Annotated in this window: 22 protein-coding genes; 15 read left to right on the plus strand and 7 right to left on the minus strand. The window is 56.9% G+C overall.

All coding sequences use genetic code 11. The features are described 5' to 3' along the window. The first annotated feature begins 71 nt into the window (after nucleotides 1-71). Genes ABI171_RS12755 through ABI171_RS12765 form a run of 3 tightly spaced genes read left to right on the plus strand, consistent with a single transcriptional unit; the run spans nucleotide 72 to nucleotide 1658 of the window. Nucleotides 72-848: a crotonase/enoyl-CoA hydratase family protein gene (locus tag ABI171_RS12755; protein WP_348092925.1), complete on the plus strand. Its 777-nt coding sequence runs from the start codon at nucleotides 72-74 to the stop codon at nucleotides 846-848. Next, nucleotides 845-1237: a DUF4160 domain-containing protein gene (locus ABI171_RS12760; protein ID WP_348092926.1), complete on the plus strand. Its 393-nt coding sequence runs from the start codon at nucleotides 845-847 to the stop codon at nucleotides 1235-1237. Before ABI171_RS12755 ends, ABI171_RS12760 begins: the two co-directional genes overlap by 4 nt. Continuing rightward, the gene (locus ABI171_RS12765; RefSeq protein ID WP_348092927.1) at nucleotides 1230-1658 is read left to right on the plus strand and encodes a DUF2442 domain-containing protein; all 429 of its coding nucleotides are present in this window, start codon (nucleotides 1230-1232) and stop codon (nucleotides 1656-1658) included. Before ABI171_RS12760 ends, ABI171_RS12765 begins: the two co-directional genes overlap by 8 nt. A gap of 13 nt (nucleotides 1659-1671) precedes the next feature. Here ABI171_RS12765 and ABI171_RS12770 read toward each other — a convergent pair whose 3' ends face one another. After that, on the minus strand, nucleotides 1672-2601 hold the full coding sequence (locus ABI171_RS12770) for a LysR family transcriptional regulator (RefSeq protein ID WP_348092928.1): 930 nt from the start codon (nucleotides 2599-2601) through the stop codon (nucleotides 1672-1674). Between the two features lie 155 nt (nucleotides 2602-2756). Here ABI171_RS12770 and ABI171_RS12775 point away from each other — a divergent pair, with 155 nt between their 5' ends. From ABI171_RS12775 to oxlT, 4 genes are all read left to right on the plus strand, one after another. Beyond that, complete coding sequence (locus ABI171_RS12775; RefSeq protein ID WP_348092929.1) at nucleotides 2757-3092, plus strand: hypothetical protein; 336 nt, start codon at nucleotides 2757-2759, stop codon at nucleotides 3090-3092. A 171-nt stretch (nucleotides 3093-3263) separates the two neighbouring features. Then, nucleotides 3264-4031 (plus strand): fumarylacetoacetate hydrolase family protein, encoded by a 768-nt coding sequence (locus ABI171_RS12780; protein ID WP_348092930.1) that lies wholly within the window; start codon nucleotides 3264-3266, stop codon nucleotides 4029-4031. A gap of 46 nt (nucleotides 4032-4077) precedes the next feature. Continuing rightward, nucleotides 4078-5088, plus strand: coding sequence for a 2-dehydropantoate 2-reductase (locus ABI171_RS12785; RefSeq protein WP_348092931.1), 1011 nt, complete (start codon nucleotides 4078-4080; stop codon nucleotides 5086-5088). Between the two features lie 177 nt (nucleotides 5089-5265). Beyond that, nucleotides 5266-6582, plus strand: a complete 1317-nt coding sequence (oxlT, locus tag ABI171_RS12790) for an oxalate/formate MFS antiporter (protein ID WP_348092932.1) — start codon at nucleotides 5266-5268, stop codon at nucleotides 6580-6582. A 360-nt stretch (nucleotides 6583-6942) separates the two neighbouring features. Here oxlT and ABI171_RS12795 read toward each other — a convergent pair whose 3' ends face one another. The 4 genes from ABI171_RS12795 to ABI171_RS12810 all read right to left on the minus strand — a co-directional run bounded on the left by ABI171_RS12795 (nucleotide 6943) and on the right by ABI171_RS12810 (nucleotide 9509). Continuing rightward, nucleotides 6943-7116, minus strand: coding sequence for a hypothetical protein (locus tag ABI171_RS12795; protein ID WP_348092933.1), 174 nt, complete (start codon nucleotides 7114-7116; stop codon nucleotides 6943-6945). A gap of 215 nt (nucleotides 7117-7331) precedes the next feature. Then, the gene (locus ABI171_RS12800; protein WP_348092934.1) at nucleotides 7332-7922 is read right to left on the minus strand and encodes a C39 family peptidase; all 591 of its coding nucleotides are present in this window, start codon (nucleotides 7920-7922) and stop codon (nucleotides 7332-7334) included. Between the two features lie 61 nt (nucleotides 7923-7983). Continuing rightward, nucleotides 7984-8721, minus strand: a complete 738-nt coding sequence (locus tag ABI171_RS12805) for a hypothetical protein (RefSeq protein ID WP_348092935.1) — start codon at nucleotides 8719-8721, stop codon at nucleotides 7984-7986. Between the two features lie 179 nt (nucleotides 8722-8900). Continuing rightward, the gene (locus tag ABI171_RS12810) at nucleotides 8901-9509 is read right to left on the minus strand and encodes a Crp/Fnr family transcriptional regulator (protein ID WP_348092936.1); all 609 of its coding nucleotides are present in this window, start codon (nucleotides 9507-9509) and stop codon (nucleotides 8901-8903) included. Between the two features lie 148 nt (nucleotides 9510-9657). Between ABI171_RS12810 and ABI171_RS12815 the strand changes: the two genes are divergently transcribed. The 5 genes from ABI171_RS12815 to ABI171_RS12835 all read left to right on the plus strand — a co-directional run bounded on the left by ABI171_RS12815 (nucleotide 9658) and on the right by ABI171_RS12835 (nucleotide 15348). Then, nucleotides 9658-11418: a thiamine pyrophosphate-binding protein gene (locus ABI171_RS12815; protein WP_348092937.1), complete on the plus strand. Its 1761-nt coding sequence runs from the start codon at nucleotides 9658-9660 to the stop codon at nucleotides 11416-11418. Between the two features lie 55 nt (nucleotides 11419-11473). Then, nucleotides 11474-12724: a formyl-CoA transferase gene (gene frc / locus ABI171_RS12820; protein ID WP_061940463.1), complete on the plus strand. Its 1251-nt coding sequence runs from the start codon at nucleotides 11474-11476 to the stop codon at nucleotides 12722-12724. Between the two features lie 97 nt (nucleotides 12725-12821). Beyond that, nucleotides 12822-13274 carry a PAS domain-containing protein gene (locus ABI171_RS12825; RefSeq protein WP_348092938.1) on the plus strand — a complete coding sequence of 151 codons (453 nt, stop codon included), beginning with the start codon at nucleotides 12822-12824 and terminating at the stop codon, nucleotides 13272-13274. A gap of 65 nt (nucleotides 13275-13339) precedes the next feature. After that, nucleotides 13340-14587, plus strand: a complete 1248-nt coding sequence (frc, locus tag ABI171_RS12830; protein ID WP_348092939.1) for a formyl-CoA transferase — start codon at nucleotides 13340-13342, stop codon at nucleotides 14585-14587. 308 nt (nucleotides 14588-14895) lie between these two features. Further along, a complete protein-coding gene (locus ABI171_RS12835) occupies nucleotides 14896-15348 on the plus strand; it encodes a hypothetical protein (protein ID WP_348092940.1) in 453 nt (150 codons plus the stop codon). A 94-nt stretch (nucleotides 15349-15442) separates the two neighbouring features. Here ABI171_RS12835 and ABI171_RS12840 read toward each other — a convergent pair whose 3' ends face one another. After that, the gene (locus ABI171_RS12840; RefSeq protein WP_348092941.1) at nucleotides 15443-16018 is read right to left on the minus strand and encodes a TetR/AcrR family transcriptional regulator; all 576 of its coding nucleotides are present in this window, start codon (nucleotides 16016-16018) and stop codon (nucleotides 15443-15445) included. Between the two features lie 396 nt (nucleotides 16019-16414). On the opposite strand from ABI171_RS12840, the gene ABI171_RS12845 reads away from it, so the two are divergent. After that, entirely contained in the window at nucleotides 16415-17539 is a 1125-nt protein-coding gene (locus ABI171_RS12845) for an iron-containing redox enzyme family protein (protein WP_348092942.1), read from the plus strand. Between the two features lie 49 nt (nucleotides 17540-17588). On the opposite strand, the gene ABI171_RS12850 is transcribed toward ABI171_RS12845, so the two are convergent. Beyond that, nucleotides 17589-18200 (minus strand): hypothetical protein, encoded by a 612-nt coding sequence (locus ABI171_RS12850; RefSeq protein WP_348092943.1) that lies wholly within the window; start codon nucleotides 18198-18200, stop codon nucleotides 17589-17591. Between the two features lie 428 nt (nucleotides 18201-18628). On the opposite strand from ABI171_RS12850, the gene gcvH reads away from it, so the two are divergent. Together gcvH and gcvP are read left to right on the plus strand one after the other, a co-directional pair. Further along, nucleotides 18629-19009 carry a glycine cleavage system protein GcvH gene (gene gcvH, locus ABI171_RS12855; RefSeq protein WP_348092944.1) on the plus strand — a complete coding sequence of 127 codons (381 nt, stop codon included), beginning with the start codon at nucleotides 18629-18631 and terminating at the stop codon, nucleotides 19007-19009. 55 nt (nucleotides 19010-19064) lie between these two features. After that, nucleotides 19065-21929, plus strand: a complete 2865-nt coding sequence (gcvP, locus tag ABI171_RS12860; RefSeq protein ID WP_348092945.1) for an aminomethyl-transferring glycine dehydrogenase — start codon at nucleotides 19065-19067, stop codon at nucleotides 21927-21929. Nucleotides 21930-21968 lie beyond the last annotated feature (39 nt).

The raw sequence follows: 21968 nt of genomic DNA on the forward strand, positions 1-21968 counted from the left end.
GAGCGTCGCAGCCGGAATTGCGGCTTACGGCTCTTTCCTCGCAATCCGTAGACAGGCAGAAAGGCGGTAGCATGCCATCCATTTTGTTCGAGACCGACAGCAGCATCTGCACCATTACGATGAACCGGCCGCACAAGCGCAATGCTGTCGACCGTCCCATGGCCGACGAATTGCACCAGGCGTTTGAACGGTTTGAAGCCGACGCCTCATTGAAAGTGGCGGTGCTGACCGGCGCCGGCGGCAATTTCTGCGCCGGCGCCGATCTCACCGCCATCGCCGATCCAGCCTTGCGTAATGAGCTCGACGCCAATGGCGGCGGCAGCGGCCCGATGGGTCCGAGCCGCATGGCGCTCTCCAAGCCGCTAGTTGCCGCCATCAACGGTTGTGCGGTTGCGGGCGGGCTGGAGCTGGCGTTGCTGGCTGATCTGCGAGTGGCCGACGAGGATGCCGTATTGGGCGTATTTTGCCGGCGCTGGGGCGTGCCGCTGATAGACGGCGGCACCGTGCGTTTGCCGCGCCTGATCGGCATGGGCCGAGCGTTGGATTTGATCCTGACGGGGCGTCCGGTGGCTGCAGTCGAAGCATTGGGAATGGGCTTGATCAACCGCAGCACTCCGGTTGGCGGGGCGCTACTGGTGGCGCAAGATCTGGCGCGCCAGATTGCCGGTTTTCCTCAGCAATGCATGCTGACCGATCGCCATTCCGCTTACGAACAATGGGATTTGCCACTCGCCGAGGCCTTGCGGCGTGAGGGCGCCCATGGCGTGCCGATCGTATTTGGCGAAGGCGAAGATGGCGCTTCCAGGTTTACGCTTGGCGCCGGCCGGCACGGCCGCTTTGACGTGTGATTTTTGCTTTTTTTGAGAAATTGCAGGCAAATGCTGCGCTTTACGGAGTTCTGGAGGGAAGTTTAGGGATTTTGCTTAGAGCGGCTTCGGGTATGGTTCAAGTCTGCCTTGAATTTAATAACCCAACTCGCTTAGGTTTTGCTATAATGCCGACTGTACTCGCAATGTTCGGACTTCGTGTGGCGGTTTATCCCAATGATCATCGTCCGGCTCATGTCCATGTTATCGGCAACGGTTGTGAGGCGGTGTTTAACCTGCAATGCCCCTATGGACCGTCAGAGTTGCGAGAGAATTTTGGATTTTCTCAAAAAGAGGTCGCAAAGATAGCCGGCAAGCTGAATGCAAGCGTGGCGATTCTTTGCGATGAATGGAGGCAACTGCATGGATAACACAACTGACAAGCAATTCGAGGCAGCCAATCAGCGCGCTGCCGCGAAACAGGCGGCTTTCCCGAGCGTGGTGTCGGTGCGTTACGACCGGCGCGTAGCCCGTATCGTTATCGTGCTTGCCTCAGGTCTGGAGCTGGCGTTTTCGCCCAAGCATGCGCAAGGACTGGAACATGCGCAGCCCTCTGAACTTGCGGATGCCGAAATTTCACCGTCAGGCCTGGGCATCCATTTTCCACACATTGACGCGGATCTTTATCTGCCGGCATTGCTGGAAGGTTTTCTTGGCTCCAAGCGCTGGATCGCGTCCGAGATTGGCAAGATGGGCGGAAAAATATCCAGTGAAGCAAAAACCAAGGCCGCGCGTGAAAATGGCAAGCTGGGCGGCCGTCCCAGAAAGAACAAGGAATTAGCGACAAGCTGAGCTGAGCGCAAGTTCATGGCTTCAGTTTGAAGCGGGTAAATTTTTCAATCAGCGCCGCGCCGTCGCTCATCAGGAAATTTTCGAAGGCAATCGCCACCGGCGGCAGCTGCTTGTTCTGGCGATGCACCACATACCAGTTCAGCATGGCTGGAAAACCCTGCACATCCAGTACCACCAGGTTACCAACCTGCAGCTCCAGGCTGATGGTATGGACCGACAGGAAACTGATCCCCATGCCGGCAATCACCGCCTGCTTGATGGTTTCAAAGCTCTTGATTTCCATGGCGACGTTGATCTGCTCGACTTGTTCGCCGAAACTCTCCTGCATCGACTGCCATGTATCCGATCCACGTTCCCGTACGATAAACGGTTCGCGCAGCAGGCGCGTCATCGAAATATTTTTCCTGTTGGCCAGCGGATGCTCGGGCGACGCCACGATGACGTAAGGGTGGGGCGCGAATGCTTGCCGGATCATGCAGACATCTTCAGGCGGCCGCACCATGATCGCCAGGTCGGTCAGGTTGTCGTGCAGGCTGCGCAACAATTCTTCGCGATTATGCACAGTGAGTTTGAGACTGACATTGTCGCGGCTGCGCTGGAATTCGGCTAGCAGCCGCGGGAAAAAATAATCGCCGGCGCTGATCACCGCCACATTCAACCTGCCGCCGGCGACGCCCTGCAGCTGCGCCATGGCGTCTTCCGTTTCGCGAAACTGCTGGATGATCATGCGGCCATGCCGCAGCATTTCTATGCCGGCTGCGGTCAGGTAGATTTTCTTTCCCAGCTGTTCAAACAACGGCAGGCCGGCATGTTCCTCAAGCTGTTTGACTTGCAGCGAGACCGCCGGCTGCGTCAGATGCAACTCCTCCGCCGCACGCGAATAACTCAGATGGCGCGCCACGGTTTCAAAGGTTTTCAGCTGACGCAAAGTGGCGTTTTTCATTCTGTTTGCGCATCAACGCATAAGTGATTGCTAATCGTTTTTCGTAAAAATTTTAACTGTTGCTATCCATTCGCTTTCCCTACCATGGCTTCACATCTGCAGAACGATGTGGATGAATCCAAGCGCTGACGCGCTTCACCTGGAGGAAAACCATCATGGCTAGCATCACGATCGACCCGGCATTCGTCGCCCCATCCGAAGAAGCATCGCTGTTTTCCTACAATGCGGCGTTTTACGAGCTGGGACTGAGCTGGCACTGGGACTTCGACACCTACCATTCCTTGCTGGCGCGTTGCGCAGGTAAACATCTGATCTGTTCTTATGTCGAGCTGCACCAGCCGCATCTGCTGAATGCCTACGATGCTGATTTTTTGATCGGTGCAATTGAAAACGCCAGGGCCCGTTGCCTGGAGAAGCTTGAAGCTTGCGGCTCACCGTCTGGCCTCAATGTGAACTGGGCCGAAGTTCAGCGCGCCGAAATCGGTATCTGAATAGTAGCTGCTATTCAAACAAACCTAGTGGTCTGCGGCGACTAAAAAATCGGCAATCTTGACCGTCGTCAAGGCTCCTTGCAACAAGTCCTCGCACAATCAGGCCAGCTTGTCTTGCCTGCAATAACGATAACGATAGCTGATCGTCGATGATTTCCACGAGAGAAAATAATGATAAGGCATTGGCTGAGCTTCAAGTATCAGGATGAGATCCGCTTTGGCACGCTTGAGGGTAAGCGCATCCAGCTCTGGGACGGGGTCATGTTTGAGAATCCAGAACCCGGTGGCGTTTATCTCGATGCCGGCGACGTCACGCTGCTGACGCCGACAGCGCCAAGCAAAATCCTGGCGCTATGGAATAACTTCGGCGCGCTGGGCGCCAAGTTGAATCTGTCGCGGCCGGCGGAACCGCTGTATCTGATCAAATCGCCTAACTCATATCTGCGCCCGCATGGAATCATTCGCCAGCCGGCGTCGGGCGGCAAAGTGGTGTTTGAAGGCGAACTGGGAATTGTAATCGGCAAGACTTCCTGCCGCGTTGCCGAGACGGATGCGGAGCAATACATTTTCGGTTATACCTGCGCCAACGACGTGACGGTGGCCGACATCCTGAATCGCGATCCGTCGTTTGCGCAATGGGTGCGCGCCAAGGGCTTCGATACCTTCTGTCCCTTCGGCCCGGTGGTGGCCAGCGGCATTGATCCCGCTGCGCTGAGGGTCAAGACCATATTGAATGGCGAAATGCGGCAAGACTATCCGGTCAGCGACATGCTGTTCTCGCCTGCGCAACTGGTCAGCCTGATTTCCCGTGACATGACGTTGTATGCAGGCGATGTCATCTTGTGCGGCACCTCGGTCGGCGTCGGCTCCATGAAGCCCGGCAGCACCGTGGAGATAGAGATCGAAGGCATCGGCAAATTAAGCAATCGCTTTGAATAGTCAAGGCAGAGCTTCCCGGATTTCTTATTTCAAATACGGAGCAATCATGAAAATAGCAATTGTGGGGGCAGGGGCCATAGGCGGCTTTGTCGGCGCCAAACTGTCGCTGGCAGGTGAGGATGTGACCTTCATGGTGCGCGGCGCCAATCTGGATGCGATCCGGCGCAACGGCATGAAGCTGATTCTGGAGGACGGCTCCGAGCAGATCGCCAGCCAGGCCAAGGCAAGCGACGATTATCGGCAAGTTGGCCAGCAAGACTTGGTGATACTCGCGCTGAAGGCGCATCAGCTGGAAGCCGTGAGCCATGAGCTGCATCATCTGCTGGGACCGGAAACCGCCATCGTCACCATGCAGAACGGAATTCCTTATTGGTATTTCTACAAAACCGGCGGCGCGCTGGAAGGCAGCCGCTTGAAAATGGTGGATCCGACCGGCGCTGTCGGCGAAAAGATCCCGTCGTCGCGCGTCATCGGCTGCGTGGTCTATCCGGCTTCTGAGCTGGTCGCGCCTGGCGTGGTGCGCCATTTCGAGGGCGAGCGCTTTCCTTTGGGTGAGCTGGACGGAGCCAGCAGCGAACGCGTACTGCAGATCTCGGCAACCTTCATCAAGGCCGGTTTCAAGGCGCCGGTGCTGGATGACATTCGTTCGGAAATCTGGCTCAAGCTATGGGGCAATCTGAGTTTCAATCCGATCAGCGCCTTGACCCACTCGACCCTGGTCGATATCTGCCAATTCCCCTTGACCCGCGAGCTTGCCGCGGCGCTGATGACGGAGGCGCAGACGATTGCGCACAAGCTTGGGATCAGCTTTCGCGTGCCTTTGGAAAAACGCATCGCCGGCGCCGAGAAAATCGGCAAACACAAGACCTCGATGCTAAAAGATGTAGAAGCGGGCAGGGCGCTGGAAATCGATGCGCTGGTGGGGTCGGTGATCGAGCTGGGACGCCTGACTGCAACGCCGACGCCGCAGCTGGATACGGTCTACGCGCTGGTGAAGTTGCTGGGCAAGACCTTTGAAGAAGAGCGCGGGCAATTACAGCTGCGAAGGGTGGCTTGAGCTGCCGGCACAAAACTAAATCTTCCAGCGATGCACAATCTTGACCGGCGTCAAGGAATGGCCGGGAAAAGCACCGCAGAATCAGGCATCGCACCAATAGTGCGCATTGCCGAAATCCCGTCAGCTGTCGCAACAGATAAAAATATAAGCAGCTCAAAATATCAGGAGACAAGACGCATGGAAACCAGTAATTCCAAGGGCGCCCCTAATCGGTGGATTCAACTGATTATCGGTATCATCTGCATGGGCTTGGTCGCCAACCTGCAATATGCATGGACCTTATTTGTGACACCGATGGATGCCAAGCATCATTGGGGCCAGGCGGCGATTCAGTTGTCATTCTCAATTTTCATCGTGACCGAAACCTGGCTGGTGCCGATCGAAGGCTGGCTGGTGGATAAATTAGGGCCACGCCCGGTGATTGCCGTAGGCGCGATCTTTGCGGCCGCCGGCTGGGTGATCAATTCGACCGCGACCAGCCTGTTCGAGCTGTATGCGGCGGCAATCATTGCCGGCGTCGGCGCCGGTTGCGTGTACGGTACTTGTGTCGGCAACGCGCTGAAATGGTTTCCGGACAAGCGCGGCCTGGCGGCGGGCATGACGGCTGCCGGCTTCGGCGCCGGCGCAGCGGTGACGGTGATCCCGATCGCCAACATGATCCAGACGTCCGGCTATGAACGCGCTTTCCTGTTCTTCGGCATCCTGCAGGGTGTCTGCATCTTCCTGCTGGCGATGCTGATGGTCCGGCCGGCGCCGCCGAAAGGAATCGTGGTGTCGAAAAAACTCACCATGACCAAGATCGATTACAAGGCTGGACAGATGATCAGGACGCCGGTGTTCTGGGTGATGTATCTCATGTTCGTGGCGGTAGCCGCCGGCGGCCTGATGGCAACCGCACAACTGGCGCCTATAGCCAAGGATTTCGGTATCGCCAAATTGCCGATTACCTTGCTCGGCGTGACCTTGCCGCTGCTGACCATGACGCTCTCCATCGATAATCTGTGCAATGGCTTCACCCGTCCTCTGTGCGGTTTCATCTCGGACAAGATCGGCCGCGAAAATACCATGTTCATAGTCTTTATCGGCGAAGGCCTGTCCTTGCTGGGCTTGATGCAATACGGCCACAATCCCTACGCATTCATGGTGTTTGCCGCTTTGATATTCCTGTTCTGGGGTGAGATATTTTCCATCTTTCCAGCGATTTGCGCCGATACCTTCGGCAGCAAGTTTGCATCGGGGAATGCAGGTACGCTGTACACCGCAAAAGGAACGGCAGCCTTGCTGGTGCCGCTCACTTCAGTGCTGGCCGCCGGCGGCGCCTGGGACCGGGTCTTCATCATCGCCGCCGCGATTACCATCGCCGCCGGTCTCGCAGCCAAGTTCGTACTGGCCCCGATGCGCAAACGCTGGGTGGAAATGCCTGCGGCTGCTGCTGCTGCGCCAGTGGCTGACAACCATACCAGCGCGTCTTCGGCGATCGAGCACTCGGCTTAGGCCGCAAGCCAGGCAACTAGCGGAGTGGCGGCCCTCGTCATTCCGCAATCACATCACTCTCCCGCAACGCATCGCCGCTCCCTTGTCAGGATGTCGCGCGCCTCTGTCGCAAAGTCCGGCTTATCGTCCCTGCGTTCCCGAAATGGCTGTTATCCGCACAAGTGTTTCGCTGTTGATATAAAAAAACGGCATAACTAAATTATGCTGCGGCACGGAAGTTCTACGCAAAACGGCGCTCTTGAAAGCGCCATTCAAACCATCGTTACAAACAAAAACAGCCAATCCGGGATTGGCTGTCATGTGCTGCGTTTTACTTGCGTCAGGTGGTTGACGCTACTGTGTCGGCCGCGGCCGACAGTATTACATGCCCCAGGTGTAGGCGGTGTCAGCCTTGTCGCCGGTGCTTTCCACATCGAGCGATTCGCGCAGGTTGATACCGAACACGGTAGCGGCTACGGCATAGGCAATGCCTGCTACTTTCGCCGAAAAACCTGTGCTGTTCGCGGGGGTGAAGCTATTGGTTGCCGTAGTCATGGTGGTGCTCCTGTCAAAGTAGAAATCTTCTTATGCTGCTTTGCATTATAGAGTTTGAATAATGATTCATCTAATGACATTATCCGATAACAGGTATGTCACTTGTCAATATCTTGCGCTGCAATATAGACAGATAGGAGCGGAATACAACAACATTGCCGTAATTTATACCGTCGGAACCGGAATAATTCCATTGGTGCAATTTAATCAAAGGGCTAGCCGTTGATGTTGATGCGCTGGGTATTGGTCCATTGGTGGTCATCGTCCGATACTGTCGAGTCGTATGTGCCGTAGGTCATGCCTTCGCCGGGCCACGGATTCATGATGTAGAGATAATTCACCCCGTCCACGGTCTCGTAGCCGCGGCCGACCACGATATGGCCGCCACCGCCGGTCCAGCCGTAACGCATGATGAACGGCCGGTTTGCGCCGATGTCGCTGACCACATGCGCCCACGACAGGTAGTTCTCCAGCGCGGTATTCGGTACACCCCAGTTACTGAGAATGTCTTGCACGCTGCCGTTGTCGCCATACATGCTGTTCGGCTGATTCGCCTGGCTATTCCAGTTGAAGCTGGTATTGCCGCAGGCGTAATTGATGCCAAGCGCCCAGTTGACTATCTTACATTGGCTCGGGGTCTTTTTATAGAAATTCAGCACCGCCTTGCTGGAGCCTGCCCAGCACCATTCGCTGTGTTCTTGCGTAATCAGCGGCACATTCAATGTCTTTGAATCGGCGAGGGCCAACGGTATGGAAAATAGCAGGCTTGCACCCAGCATGATGCGGCTTAAGGTCGTTTGTTTCATATTAACTCCTGAAGGGTAGGCAGATGATTGGCATCACGGCGGCTTCCGCACGCAAGCCGGATCAGCGGTAGTTGGCGAGATTTGCTTTTACCGCGGCGCGCAATGATTCTGCGAATTGGCTTGCATCGAGCAAGCCGCCGGCGGAATCGTTGGCATTGCCGCCGCTTTTATTCGCACGCTGTTGCAGCAGCAGCGATTCCCTTGCGGATTGCAGCGGTGCAAAGCGGACGGCGCCATTGGCTGAAGCGACCTCGAGAAAGTCGGATCGGGCTTGATATACCCGGATGAAGCGCAGGTTGGAATGGTCGGCATTGCCATGGAAACGGCTCAAGGCGTCGACGTCCTTGGACAAGCCGGCCGCGCCATAGGCAACCGTTTGCCAGGCGCCGTTGATCTTTTCGACAGTCGCCAGACCGATCGGGCGGTGTTTTAGATCGATGACGAAGCGCCAGGTCCCGGTTGGCTTGGCCATGGCGCTGAAGTCGCTGCGGCCGGCCACGATGTCTTTCGGATCGACTGTATAGACCGGAAAGCCGTAGCCGATGCTGGCATCTTTCAGATCCTGGACATCGGCGACATCGAGTGGAAAGCCATCTGGCAAGTTGCCGGCATGGGCTTGAATCTGATGTTGCACGAACTCGGCAAAACCGCGCCTGGCTGCAGCGCCGGCGTCGTTACCTTGGGTTTTCTGGAGTTGTTGCGGCGTTTGCGTGAGAGTTGACTGCGCGCGCAGTGGCGCACTCATGGCTAGCAAGCAGGCGCTGAATAGCAGCGCCTGGACGACAGGTTTTGCGTGCATCGTTGATTCCCCCATTTGTGATCGACAAATTTCCCGGAAAAGTACGCTGGGCCGGCCTTTGCGCTCAGGCAAGGCGACAGCAGCCTTACCAATCTACGATGGCAAGACAGGGATAAACAGCTGTCAGAGTTGACAGCGTGTCGGGGTTACGTGGGTGCTTCGGAAGAGGCGATGACTGACTAGATTTTTCCCTGATGCTTCAATCTGCTCAGGGTTTCCGCAGAGATGTTGAGGTAGGTCGCCAGCTCTTTTTTAGGAATGCGGTCGTAGAGCTCGGCATGCTTGCGTAAAAACCTGTGCACCCGGCCGGGCGCGTCCAGCAGATGCAAAGTGATGGTGTGCGCCATGATCTCGCTCATCAAACGCATTACTTCATATTCAAAGGTCTGCTTGAGCTCCGGATGGCGATCCATGAAGGCTGCCCATTGCTGCAATGGCAATTTGGCAACCCGTGCCTTGGAGACGCAAACGATGCTGTAGGGCGCGGGGGTTTTCAGGCGCCAGGCAGCGTAGCTGGTTTCCATGTCGCGTTCGTCGGCGAAGCGCAGGATCATTTCCTTGGCTTGCTGGTTGGTGACCACGCGCTTGAGGATACCGTCCAGGATGAAATATTGCTCCATCTCATGTACGCCCTGGTGCAGCAGGATTTCTCCCTTGCCGCCATCCACCACGATCAAGTGGGATTCCAGCTCGAGCATTTCGCTCTCGCTCAAGGCCTTTAAAACGTTATTTTGACGCAGTTGGACGCGAATGATGTTTTTTTCTGAGTGGTTTTCTATGAGGGTCATGTAAGCGATTCAAGGATAGACGACAGCGCCCAAAGATCATGCGGCAAAACTTGACCGAGGTCAATGAAGACTACGGGGAGCAATGGCTAAGATGGCATCAAGCAATGCAACAAGAAAACCCAAGAGACAACCGACAACTGGAGGAATGATGGCAGCTGTGATATCCGAGCCAAAAGTGGCAACTAGTACAACCGCTGACGATACACTCAAGCGCAAGAGCCGGGAAGCCGGCGTGGTGTCCGGCGGTCATCTGGTCGCCCGCGCGCTGAAGAACGAAGGCGTGGATACCATCTTTACCTTGTGCGGCGGGCATATCATCGATATCTATGATGGCTGCATCGACGAAGGTATCCGCATCGTCGATTTCCGCCATGAGCAAGTCGCGGCCCACGCCGCCGACGGCTATGCGCGCCAGACCGGCAAACTGGGCGTGGTGGTCACTACCGCCGGTCCCGGTTGCACCAACGCCGTCACCGGCATCGCTACCGCCTTCCGTTCGGAAAGCCCGGTGTTGCATATCGGCGGCCAGGGCGGCATCACCCAGCACATGATGGGTTCGCTGCAAGACTTGCCGCATACCGAAATGATGCGGCCGATTACCAAGTTCTCCGAAGGTGTCCGTTCCACCGAACGCGTGGCCGACATGGTATCGATGGCAATCCGGGCCTGCTTCGTCGGCGCACCCGGTCCCGCATACCTGGAAATCCCGCGCGACGTGCTGGACCGTGAAATCGAGATCAGCAAGGCCGTGATTCCGGCCGCAGGCCAATACCGCGCCTCGGTCAAATCGCTGGGCGACGTTGCCGATATCGAAAAACTCGCTGATATCCTGGTCCAGGCGGAACGTCCGGTGGTGCTGTACGGTAGCCAGGTATGGGCTTCGCGCGGCCACAAGGAAGCGATCGACCTGGTGCGCGGACTGGATATTCCCGCTTACTTCAACGGTGCTTCGCGTGGCTTGCTGCCGCCGGGCGATCCGCATCATTTCGACCGTACCCGCCGCGAAGGCTTCGACAAGGCCGATGTCATCCTGATCGTCGGCACACCGTTCGACTTCCGCATGGGCTACGGCAAACGCCTCGGTCTCAACGCCAAGGTGATCCAGATCGACCAGGATTATCGTACTGTCGGCAAGAATCGCGATATTTCGCTCGGCCTGGTAGGTGATCCCGGCACCATCCTCGGCGCTGTGTTGCAAGCCGCCAGCGGCCGCATCAACAAGGGTGCACACGAAAAGCGGCGCGCCTGGATGAAGCAGTTGCAGCAACTGGAAGCGGCCGCCACCGAAAAACTGATGCCTTTGTTTAAATCGAACAGCTCGCCGATTCATCCTTACCGTGTGGCCTACGAAATCAACGAGTTCCTCAACGACGATACCATCTACATCGGCGACGGCGGCGATGTCGTGACGATTTCGGCGCAAGCAGTACGCCCGCGCAATCCGGGCCAGTGGATGGACCCGGGAGCGCTCGGCAGCCTTGGCGTAGGCACCGGCTTTGCAATTGCCGCCGGCCTCGCAAATCCTGAGAAGGAAGTGATGTGCTACTACGGCGACGGCGCCTTCAGCATGACGTCCTTCGACATGGAAACCGCCAACCGTTTCGGCGTGCCATACATCGCGGTCATCGGTAACAACTCGGCGATGAACCAGATCCGTTACGGTCAGCTGGCCAAGTACGGCGAAGAACGCGGTAACGTCGGCAACCTGCTGAGCGATATCCCTTACGGCAAATTTGCCGAGATGCTGGGCGGTCATGGTGAAGAAGTGCGCGATCCGGCACAGATTGCCGGCGCCTTGCAACGGGCGCGCGAAGCGGTGCGCAAGACACGCCGTTGCGCCGTGGTGAATATCTGGGTCGATCCTGCGGTATATGCACCGGGAACCATGGCGCAGACCATGTACAAATAAGCCAGTCGCACGGACAGGAATAACGGATTAGATCAAACTGAACAGGAGTTTTGAAATGAGCAAACCACTAGACGGCATTCGTATTATCGATTTCACCCACGTCCAGGCCGGTCCGGCGTGCACGCAATTGCTGGCATGGTTCGGCGCCGACGTCATCAAGGTCGAGCGTCCCGGTTCGGGCGATGTCACCCGTTCGCAGCTGCGCGACATCCCCGATGTGGATGCCTTGTATTTCACCATGTTGAACAGCAACAAGCGTTCGCTGACTTTGGACACCAAGAAGCCGGAAGGCAAGCTGGTGCTGGAAAAGCTGATCAAGGAATCCGATGTGCTGGTGGAGAATTTCGGTCCGGGCGCGCTGGACCGCATGGGTTTCTCCTGGGAGCGCATCAACGAACTCAATCCGAAGATGATCGTGGCGTCGGTCAAGGGCTTCAGCGACGGCCACCATTATGATGATTTGAAAGTCTACGAAAATGTCGCCCAGTGCGCCGGCGGCGCGGCCTCCACCACCGGTTTCTGGGATGGTCCGCCGACTGTCAGCGCTGCGGCTCTTGGAGACAGCAATACCGGCATGCATCTGGCAATAGGGATACTGACTGCGCTGATCGGCCGCGACAAGACCGGTAAAGGGCAACGGGTAGCGGTCTCGATGCAAGACAGCGTGCTCAACCTGTGCCGCGTCAAATTGCGCGACCAGCAGCGGCTGGACCGGCTGGGTTTCCTGGAAGAGTATCCACAATACCCGCACGGTACCTTCAGCGATGTCGTGCCGCGCGGCGGCAACGCCGGTGGCGGCGGCCAGCCGGGATGGGTGCTCAAGTGCAAAGGCTGGCAGGAAGATCCGAATGCGTATATCTACTTCACCATCCAGGGGCATGCCTGGGCACCGATCTGCAAGGCGATCGGCAAGGATGAGTGGATAGACGATCCGGCCTACAACACGCCGAAGGCGCGCCAGCCGCACATCACCGAGATTTTCGATACGATTGAAGTCTGGCTGCAAGACAAGACCAAGTTTGAAGCCGTCGATATCTTGCGCAAGTTCGATATCCCGTGCGCGCCGGTGCTGACCATGAAGGAGCTGGCGAACGATCCTTCGCTGCGCGCCAGCGGCACCATCACCGAAGTCGATCACAAGGAACGCGGCAAATATCTCACCGTCGGCAGCCCGATCAAGTTCTCCGACCTGACGCCGGAAATCACCGGTTCGCCGCTGCTGGGCGAACACACCGACGAAGTATTGGCCAGTCTCGGCTACAGCGCAGGACAGATCGCGGAATTGCATAGTGCGCAAGCAGTCTGAAAATGCGGTAGTGAACGCTGGATAGGCAGGAGAGGCGGCGTCCATTGCGGACGCCGTCTTTACATTTGTGCTGCTTGATTAGACAAGGAATCCGACCATGACTGCCACAATCGATCTCGAACAACTGGTGCAAGCCGTCGGCGACGCCATCGTGATTTCCGACGCCAAGGGTGCAATCACCCTGTGGAATCCGGCGGCCCGGCGGATGTTCGGTTTCAGCAGTGAAGAAGCGCTGGGAAGGTCGCTCGATTTGATCATTCCGGAACGCCAGCGGCAACGCCATTGGGATGGTTATCAAAAGACCATGGACACCGGGATTACGCGCTACGGCAATGATGTGCTGCGGGTGCCGGCGGTGCACAAGGATGGGCACACCCTGTCGATCGCGTTCACTGTCGCCTTGCTGCATACGCCGGAGCACAAGGTGGCGGCCATCGTTGCCGTCATCCGTGACGAAAGCAGCCGTTTTGCCGAAGACCGCGCGTTGCGCAAACATGTGACGGAACTGGAAGCCAAGCTAGCGGCGACGCAGACAGCTGAATCCAGCTAAGATCAGGGTAGCAACTGCAGCAGCGGCGACACGCTGAGGACGATAACTATAAACAGGAGATTTTCATGAGCAAAGCACTGGATGGCGTGCGCATTCTAGACTTCACCCACGTCCAGTCAGGGCCGACCTGCACGCAACTGCTGGCCTGGTTCGGCGCCGATGTCATCAAGGTCGAGCGGGCCGGCGAGGGCGACGCCACGCGCGGCCAGCTGCGCGACATTCCAGGCGTCGACAGCCTGTACTTCACGATGCTCAACCATAACAAACGCTCCATCACGCTCGATACCAAGAACGCCAAGGGCAAGGAAGTTCTGGAAACCCTGATCAAGGACTGCGATGTGCTGGTCGAGAACTTTGCACCAGGCGCGCTGGATCGCATGGGCTTCAGCTGGGAGCGTATCCAGGAACTGAATCCGCGCATGATCGTTGCCTCGGTCAAGGGTTTCGGTCCCGGCAAGTATGAGGATTGCAAGGTCTACGAAAACGTCGCCCAGTGCGCCGGCGGTGCGGCGTCCACCACCGGTTTTGACGATGGTCCGCCGATGGTCACCGGCGCCCAGATCGGCGATAGCGGCACCGGCCTGCACCTGGCGCTCGGCATCGTCAGCGCCTTGTATCAACGCCATACCAGCGGCCGTGGCCAGAAAGTACTGGCGCCGATGCAAGACGCCGTGCTCAACCTTTGCCGGGTCAAGTTGCGCGACCAGCAACGGCTGGAACGCACCGGCAGCATGCAGGAGTATCCGCAATACCCTGACAGTAAATTCGGCGAGGCGGTGCCGCGCGCCGGCAATGCATCCGGCGGCGGCCAGCCAGGATCGATCCTGAAGTGCAAAGGCTGGGAAACCGATCCCAACGCCTACATCTATTTCATCACGCAAGGCGCGGTCTGGCCGGCGGTCTGCAAAGTGATCGGCGAGGAAGGCTGGATTACCGACGATGCCTACGCTACGCCGGCGGCCCGGCTATTGCACCTGAAACCGATCTTCGCCCGCATCGAGCAATGGACCATGACCAAGACCAAGTTCGAGGCGATGGATATCTTGAACCAGTACGATATTCCTTGTGGTCCGATCCTGTCGATGAAGGAAATCGCCGAAGAGCCGTCATTGCGCGCGACCGGCACGATTGTCGAAGTCGACCACCCGACGCGCGGCAAATATCTGACGGTAGGCAATCCGATCAAGATGTCGGACAGTTCGACCGAAGTCACCCGTTCGCCTTTGCTGGGCGAACATACCGAAGAAGTGCTGGCGCAACTCGGTTATGGCAAGGATTACATCGCCATGCTGCGTGAAGAAAAGGTAATTTGATTGTAAATTTATTCGCATAAAAGTACTAACAAACCGCTAGCGGGCCCCGGAACTGGTTGTCTATCAGATCCGGGAACGCCCGTTTGCCCCCATGTTTTGCGTCGCGTTCCCCCAATAGTTGGCGTGGGTTCCAGCAGTCTGCGCGTAAAAACCTTCCGGAATCAACCTTGGGCCGATGGCCGGCACGCCTTCCGGCGGTTACACATCAGTGCGCCAGTTCAATTTTATTTATAGATATACTTCCCCGTCGCACATTATTTAACGATTCAAAACAATCAAACCGGGGGGATAGCATGTTGTCGAAACCAATGCTAAAAATAGCATTATTTACAGCATTTCAACTAGGCCTGGTAGCACAGGCATCGGCGCAAGATGCTGCTCAAGGACTGGCTGCAGCGGGTAAAAGTTCTGATGCGGCCAGCGTGGCGCTGGCAAGCGCCAGCGATTTTCCAGCGGCGGGGAAAGCGGTGGAAGTCGTGTTCGGCGATGCGATCATCGACTTGAACTTCAAGGATCTTGGCACGTTGTCGATTTTTTGCCGGTCCGGCATCTTCAAAGGCATCACCGAGACGGTACAGTACACCGCGGTCAAGATCCGTCCGCATGTCTACATGGCGTACTGGCATGAGCCGGAATCCAAGCTGAACGTGGTGCACGTGGAAGATTTTGAACATGGCACCGTCTATACCAATGTGTCATACCCCGACGGAACCTTTGTACACTTCAAAGGCAGCATAAAAATCGTCGGGAATGCGAAATAGGCTTAACCGGTATCCGCGCGATGGTTTGTTGCAAGGAGTGAGCAGCGAGTCGCTCGGGAGGGCCGGATCGACTCGCTATCAGGGGCAGGGCGATCTACGCGGTCTGAAGCTTGGAATGTTCAAGCAGGACCATCTCCTGTGCGACGCTCCAGGCGTCGTTGGCTGCATTTTTGCGGCCGCTGACATGGGCCGCGAGGGTGGCGCCATCGAGTAGCATGACTACCTGCCGCGCCAGTTTCGTGGCAATGGTTTTCCCCACCAGCGGCTCCAGTACGCTCTTGACGAGGTCGGTCAGGCCTTTTTTCTGGCTGGCGGCGGTGCGCAAGATGGCGTTGTCGGAACCGTGGAATTCCGCCGCTGCCGCTGTAAACATGCAGCCGGTAAAATTGACTTCGCGAAACCATTTGTCATGCCACATGAATACGCCATGCAGTTTCTCCATCGGCGTATCGAATTTTTCGAGAAACAAGGAGAGCGAACTCGCGCACATCGCCATGCGTTCTTCCAGCACTTCCACCACCAGCTCTTTTTTGGATGGAAAGTATTTGTATAGCGTCATCTTGGCTACACCTGCCTCCGCCAGGATGCGGTCGATGCCCACCGCATGGTAACCGTCTTGGGAAAAGAGCCGCGTTGCCGTGTCAATAAGAATCTGTCGTTTTTCTTTCATACGCGTCATTAATTTGAAGTGTAAGTTACGTGAATTGCGATTGGCCGGTGCGTAACACAGGGCATGGGCGACTGCCGGACATCATCTGCTGCAATCGGTATTGTATACAGTACGGCATATTACCGCAGCATTTGTTGTCTATAATGCAATTTAATTATTGGCGGCCCAAACAGGCTGGCAAGCGGCATACAATGGCGCGGTGCGTGGTGCGAAGCACGATATCGTGCTGCTATCATTGGCATCCATATAAGGTTATGACATTTCAATTATATGACAGACCTGTCTGTTTAAATTTGAGATATCATAAAAATTTTGTAGGCGGCGCGTCAGTCGCTTGCATAAAAATAAAGGGTGGCAATAGCAGTCACGGTTTAAACACTACTTTGAGGAAGTTACATGAATTATTCGACCGTAGCGAATTCGCAAATTACAGAAGTGTTTCATGCAGCGGATCTTCATCACGACGTCTACGAAAGCCTTCGGCAGCCATATTCCAAGCTTCCTCTCGATACCATCGTTGCCATGCTGGTTGCCGATCCTGCGCTGGAAAGCCGTTTCGACAGCGACCGCGAACTATTCGAGCTGCTCCTGACCAAGGTCCGCGCCACCCTTGCCAGGGCTCTGGCGACAGATGAGGACGAAGCCCTGTGCCTGGTGCACAGGACACTCTTCATCCTGCTGGACATGCATGTGGCGTCGGCTACCAGCTTCGCCGCAGCCAACCAGTCCAATCATTACCTGCAGCAGATGCGCAATGAAATCGAAAGAGCGTGGCTGGCCTCCGGCGATTCTTCGCCGCTGGCGCGTATCAGCGCCGGCATGCCGCTCACCGATGCCTTGCGCTTTCTCTGGAGCGAGCACGCCGTTTCAAACCATCCTTTGTTCGACTATCTGGAAACCACGGCTTCGCATGGCCAGTTCGTCGAATTTTTCCGTAGCGACGCCGCACTGAATATCCGCTTCTTCGACCTGATTGCATTGATACTGGTCGGTTCCGACGAAATAACCCGCAAGGAACTGGTCCAGAACCTGTGGGACGAGTCGGGCAACGGCAATTCCACCAGAAGCCACGTCAACCTGTTCCGCAAACTGCTGGATATGGTCGGCGCCGATAACGCGGAAGACAATCACGCTTCTTCACTGGGTTGGCAAGGTCTGGCAGGACACAATCTGTTCATGCTGACCTGCCTGCAGCGCAAGCATTACTTCAAGGCGATCGGCATCATGGCGATCACCGAGCTGCTCGATCCGCGCCAGTATGAAAAACTGGTGCACGGCTGCCATCGCATCGGCCTGGGCAAGGAAGGCGAGGTCGACTACTACAAGGAACACATTAGCATCGATATCGTCCATGCGCAGGGCTGGCTGGAAAATGTGATCGTGCCGCTTGATGCAAAATACCCTGAAGCACGCAACGAAATCCTGCAAGGCGCCATGTTGCGCTTGAATACTTGCCAGGATTACTATGATGCGCTGCTTACCATGTTGCAAACGCATTCGCCGGAAATGCGCCAGTTCTGAAGAGCTGCCTATCCGACTGGCTGGAAGCAGGGCTGTCAATGACAGGTTGTCATTGACAGCCTTGTGCGTTAACCGCATTGCCGGCGCCCATGCTTGCGCGCAATTCGTGATAACAGCGGTAAGAGCTCCCCGCCATTTTCGTGAATGCCAGCAGATCGCGCTGATCTGAAAAATCCTTGACAGCGGCGCTGCTGACCAGATGCAGCAGCAGTTCATTGGCAGCGAATTTGAGCGCTAGCGCTCGTTGCACATCGTCGCCGTGGTAACGGCCGAACCGGGTCATGGTAAGGGTCGCATCGGCGATGAAATCGCGGGCTGCGCTTTCTTCTGTCGTCAGTTCGATACGCTCTTGGGCGGCGAGCCATTCGACATGCGCCATCAACTCCAGGATCCTTTCCGTCATTGCGTGCGCCTGATGCGCCAGCGCGGCCAATGGCAGGCCGATTTCCTCGCCCGGCCCGCAGTCATGCGGCGTTTGAGAGGTCAGGTCAGAGTCTAGCAGCCGCACAGAAGCGCGCGAGATGATCTGAACCAGTTGTTGCGGCAGCACACCATAGACTGATAAGCGGTGGAGTACGGGCCGGGCGCTGACGCGCAGCAGTGAATTCAGTGAAAAAGAACCTGCCGGGCTGACATCGATTTCCTGGGACAAGGGTTGCATATTGCAATCATCCAATAGATAAAAACAGACAGATCTGTATATTTGTGATTGATCCGATCATAGGGCAGTCATTTCTTTCTGTAAACAAAATTAGCGCAATTTTTGTAAATTCTTGCAAAAAAATGCATCGAAAACTGGCGGCCGCGGGTTGCGTTAGTCATCGGATTCCTAATGTGAAAATGATTAAATGATAATTTTATTTATGAAAATGAAATGTCGAATGAAGGCGCCGGTTTGTAGCGATGCTAAAATTCTGAATAGAATCATATGCTTGCAAAAAACACCCGGAGGCGTGGGAAAATACGCTGTTGAATCGGCCGGACTTATGGTCGAATAGCGGGCTGAGCAGTTGATTTCTGCCGACATATCCGGTGTTGGATACGCCAAGATGTGTAGGTTTTGATAATGTGGTTAAAACAGGAGATAGCATGAGTCAGGTTAAATATACGGTTGAACACGAATGGTTGCGCGTCGAGGCAGACGGCTTGGTCACGGTCGGCATTACCGACTTCGCGCAAGGCCACCTGGGCGACCTGGTGTTCGTGCAATTGCCTGAAGTCGGCGCTGAACTGGCCAAGGGCGAAGAAGCCGCAGTGATTGAATCGGTCAAGGCCGCCAGTGAAATCATGATGCCGGTGGGCGGCACTGTCACCGAAATCAACGAAACATTGGCCGATGAGCCGGGCAAGATCAATGAAGACCCGCTGGGCGCCGGCTGGTTCTTCAAGATGAAAGTAAGCGATTCGGCTGAATTGGACAGTTTGATGGATGAAGCGGCTTACGCTGCCATGATCAAAGGCCAAGCTTAAGCATCACGCAATTTTACTGCACTGTTTACACACGATACACACGAAGGAAGCACCCATGACACAATCACGGCCTGCTCTTGAAGATCTGGCGCAACACGCCGATTTCATTGAACGCCACATCGGCCCGGATCACACCCAACAAAAGGCCATGCTGACAGTGCTCGGTTTCGATTCAATCGACGCACTGATCAATAAAGTAGTTCCCAGCGCCATTCTGGAGCGGCATCCGCTCAAGCTAGGCACGCCGCGCAGCGAAGCGGAAACACTGGCAGCACTGCGCCAGATCGCCAGCAAGAACCAGCTGTTCAAGTCGCATATCGGCATGGGTTATTACAACTGCCATACGCCGACCGTCATCTTGCGCAACCTGCTGGAAAACCCGGCCTGGTACACCGCCTATACGCCATACCAGCCTGAGATTTCGCAAGGGCGACTGGAAGCGCTGCTGAATTTTCAGACCATGATTACCGACCTGACCGGCATGGAAATCGCCAATGCCTCTTTGCTGGATGAAGCCACGGCAGCGGCGGAAGCGATGACCTTCTGCCAGCGCCTGTCCAAGAGCAAGAGCAACATCTTCTTCGTATCGCAAGACTGCTATCCGCAAACCATCGACGTGCTGCGCACCCGCGCCGCGCCGATCGGCGTCGAGGTGGTGGTTGGGGATCATCATAAAGACCTGGAGCGGCTGGACTGCTTCGGCGTGCTGCTGCAATACCCGACATTGAGCGGCGAAATCCACGATTACGCCGACACCGTGCGCGTGGCGCATGGCAAGCAGGCGCTGGTAGTGGTTGCGGCTGATTTGCTGGCCCTGACGCTGCTGACGCCTCCTGGCGAATTCGGCGCCGATGTTGTGATCGGCAGCGCCCAGCGCTTCGGCGTGCCGCTTGGTTACGGCGGCCCGCACGCAGCTTATTTTGCTACCCTGGATACGCACAAGCGCGTGATGCCAGGCCGTCTGGTCGGCGTCTCCATCGACAGCCGCGGCGAACCGGCCTACCGCCTGGCGATGCAGACCCGCGAGCAGCATATCCGCCGCGAAAAAGCCACCAGCAATGTCTGCACCGCGCAAGTGCTGCTGGCGAATATCGCCAGCATGTATGCGGTGTATCACGGCCCGCAAGGTCTGAAGACGATAGCGCAGCGCGTGCACCGGCTGACCGCCATCCTGGCTGAAGGCTTGCGCCAACTGGGCCATGCAGTCCCGGCGGCCAGCTTCTTCGACACTATCACCGTGCATACCGGCGGCCATACCCAGGACGTTCATGCTGCGGCGCGCAGCCAGATGATCAACCTGCGGCCGATCGACGACGGCAACGTTGGCATCGCCCTGGATGAAACCACCACTCGTGCCGATGTCGAGGCGCTGTGGGGCATCTTTGCGATCGGCAAGGCGTTGCCGATGTTTGCCACGCTGGAAGCGGAAGCCGCCGAAAAAATCCCGGCAGCGCTGGAACGCAGCAGCGCCTACCTGACGCATCCGGTATTCAACAGCCATCATTCCGAAACTCAGATGCTGCGTTATTTGCGCGCACTGGCGGACAAGGACCTGGCGCTGGATCGCAGCATGATCCCGCTCGGCTCCTGCACCATGAAGCTGAACGCCACCACCGAAATGATTCCGGTGACCTGGCCTGAATTCGGTTCCTTGCACCCGTTCGCGCCGCTGAATCAGGCCCAGGGCTATCAGCAACTGGTGAATGATCTGGAACAGATGCTGTGCGTCTGTACCGGCTACGATGCAGTATCGCTGCAGCCGAACGCCGGCTCGCAAGGCGAGTACGCCGGTTTGCTGGCGATTCGGGCCTATCACCAGAGTCGCGGCGAAGGCCGGCGCAATATCTGCCTGATCCCGAGCTCCGCCCACGGCACCAATCCTGCGACCGCCCACATGGCCGGCATGCAAGTAGTGGTGGTGCAATGCGACGAGCAAGGCAATGTCAATGTCAACGACTTGCGCGCCAAGGCCGACCAGCATGCAGGCGACCTGGCGGCGCTGATGATTACCTATCCGTCGACCCACGGCGTGTTCGAAGAAGCAATCGGTGAGATCTGCGAAATCGTCCATGCCCACGGCGGCCAGGTATATATCGACGGCGCCAACATGAACGCCATGGTGGGCCTGTGCGCACCGGGCAAGTTCGGCGGCGACGTTTCGCATCTGAACCTGCACAAGACTTTCTGTATTCCGCATGGCGGCGGCGGTCCCGGTGTCGGCCCGATCGGCGTCAAGAGCCATCTGGCGCCTTTCCTGCCAGGCCATCGCATGCTGGAAAGCGGCATAGCGCCGGTCTCCGCGGCGCCGTGGGGCAGCGCCAGCATCCTGCCGATTACCTGGGCTTACATCACCTTGATGGGCGCACAGGGACTGCAGCAGGCCAGCGAAATCGCCATCCTCAACGCCAACTACATCGTGCACCGGCTGGCGCCGCATTATCCGATCCTGTACACCGGCAGCAACGGCCTGGTGGCGCATGAAGGCATCATCGATCTGCGGCCGCTGAAAGACAAGACCGGCATCACGGTGGAAGACGTCGCCAAGCGCCTGATCGACTACGGTTTCCACGCGCCGACCATGTCGTTCCCGGTAGCCGGCACCTTGATGATCGAGCCGACCGAAAGCGAATCCAAGGAAGAACTGGACCGCTTCTGTGACGCCATGATCGCCATCCGTGAAGAGATCCGTGCGGTCGAGAATGGCGATATCAAGGCCGAACAGACAGCCTTGCGCCATGCGCCGCATACCGCGCAGGACCTGACCGACGAGTGGTCGCGGGTGTACTCGCGCGAACAGGCGGTGTATCCGCTGAAGTCGCTGCGCAAGAACAAGTACTGGCCACCGGTCGGACGTATCGATAACGTATATGGCGACCGCAACCTGGTTTGTTCCTGCCCGCCGATGTCGGACTACGAGTGATGCGCTGCCGGTTTGGCTGTTGCAATGCATGCCAGCCAA

Source organism: Collimonas sp., assembly GCF_039923675.1.
Lineage (GTDB): Bacteria > Pseudomonadota > Gammaproteobacteria > Burkholderiales > Burkholderiaceae_D > Collimonas.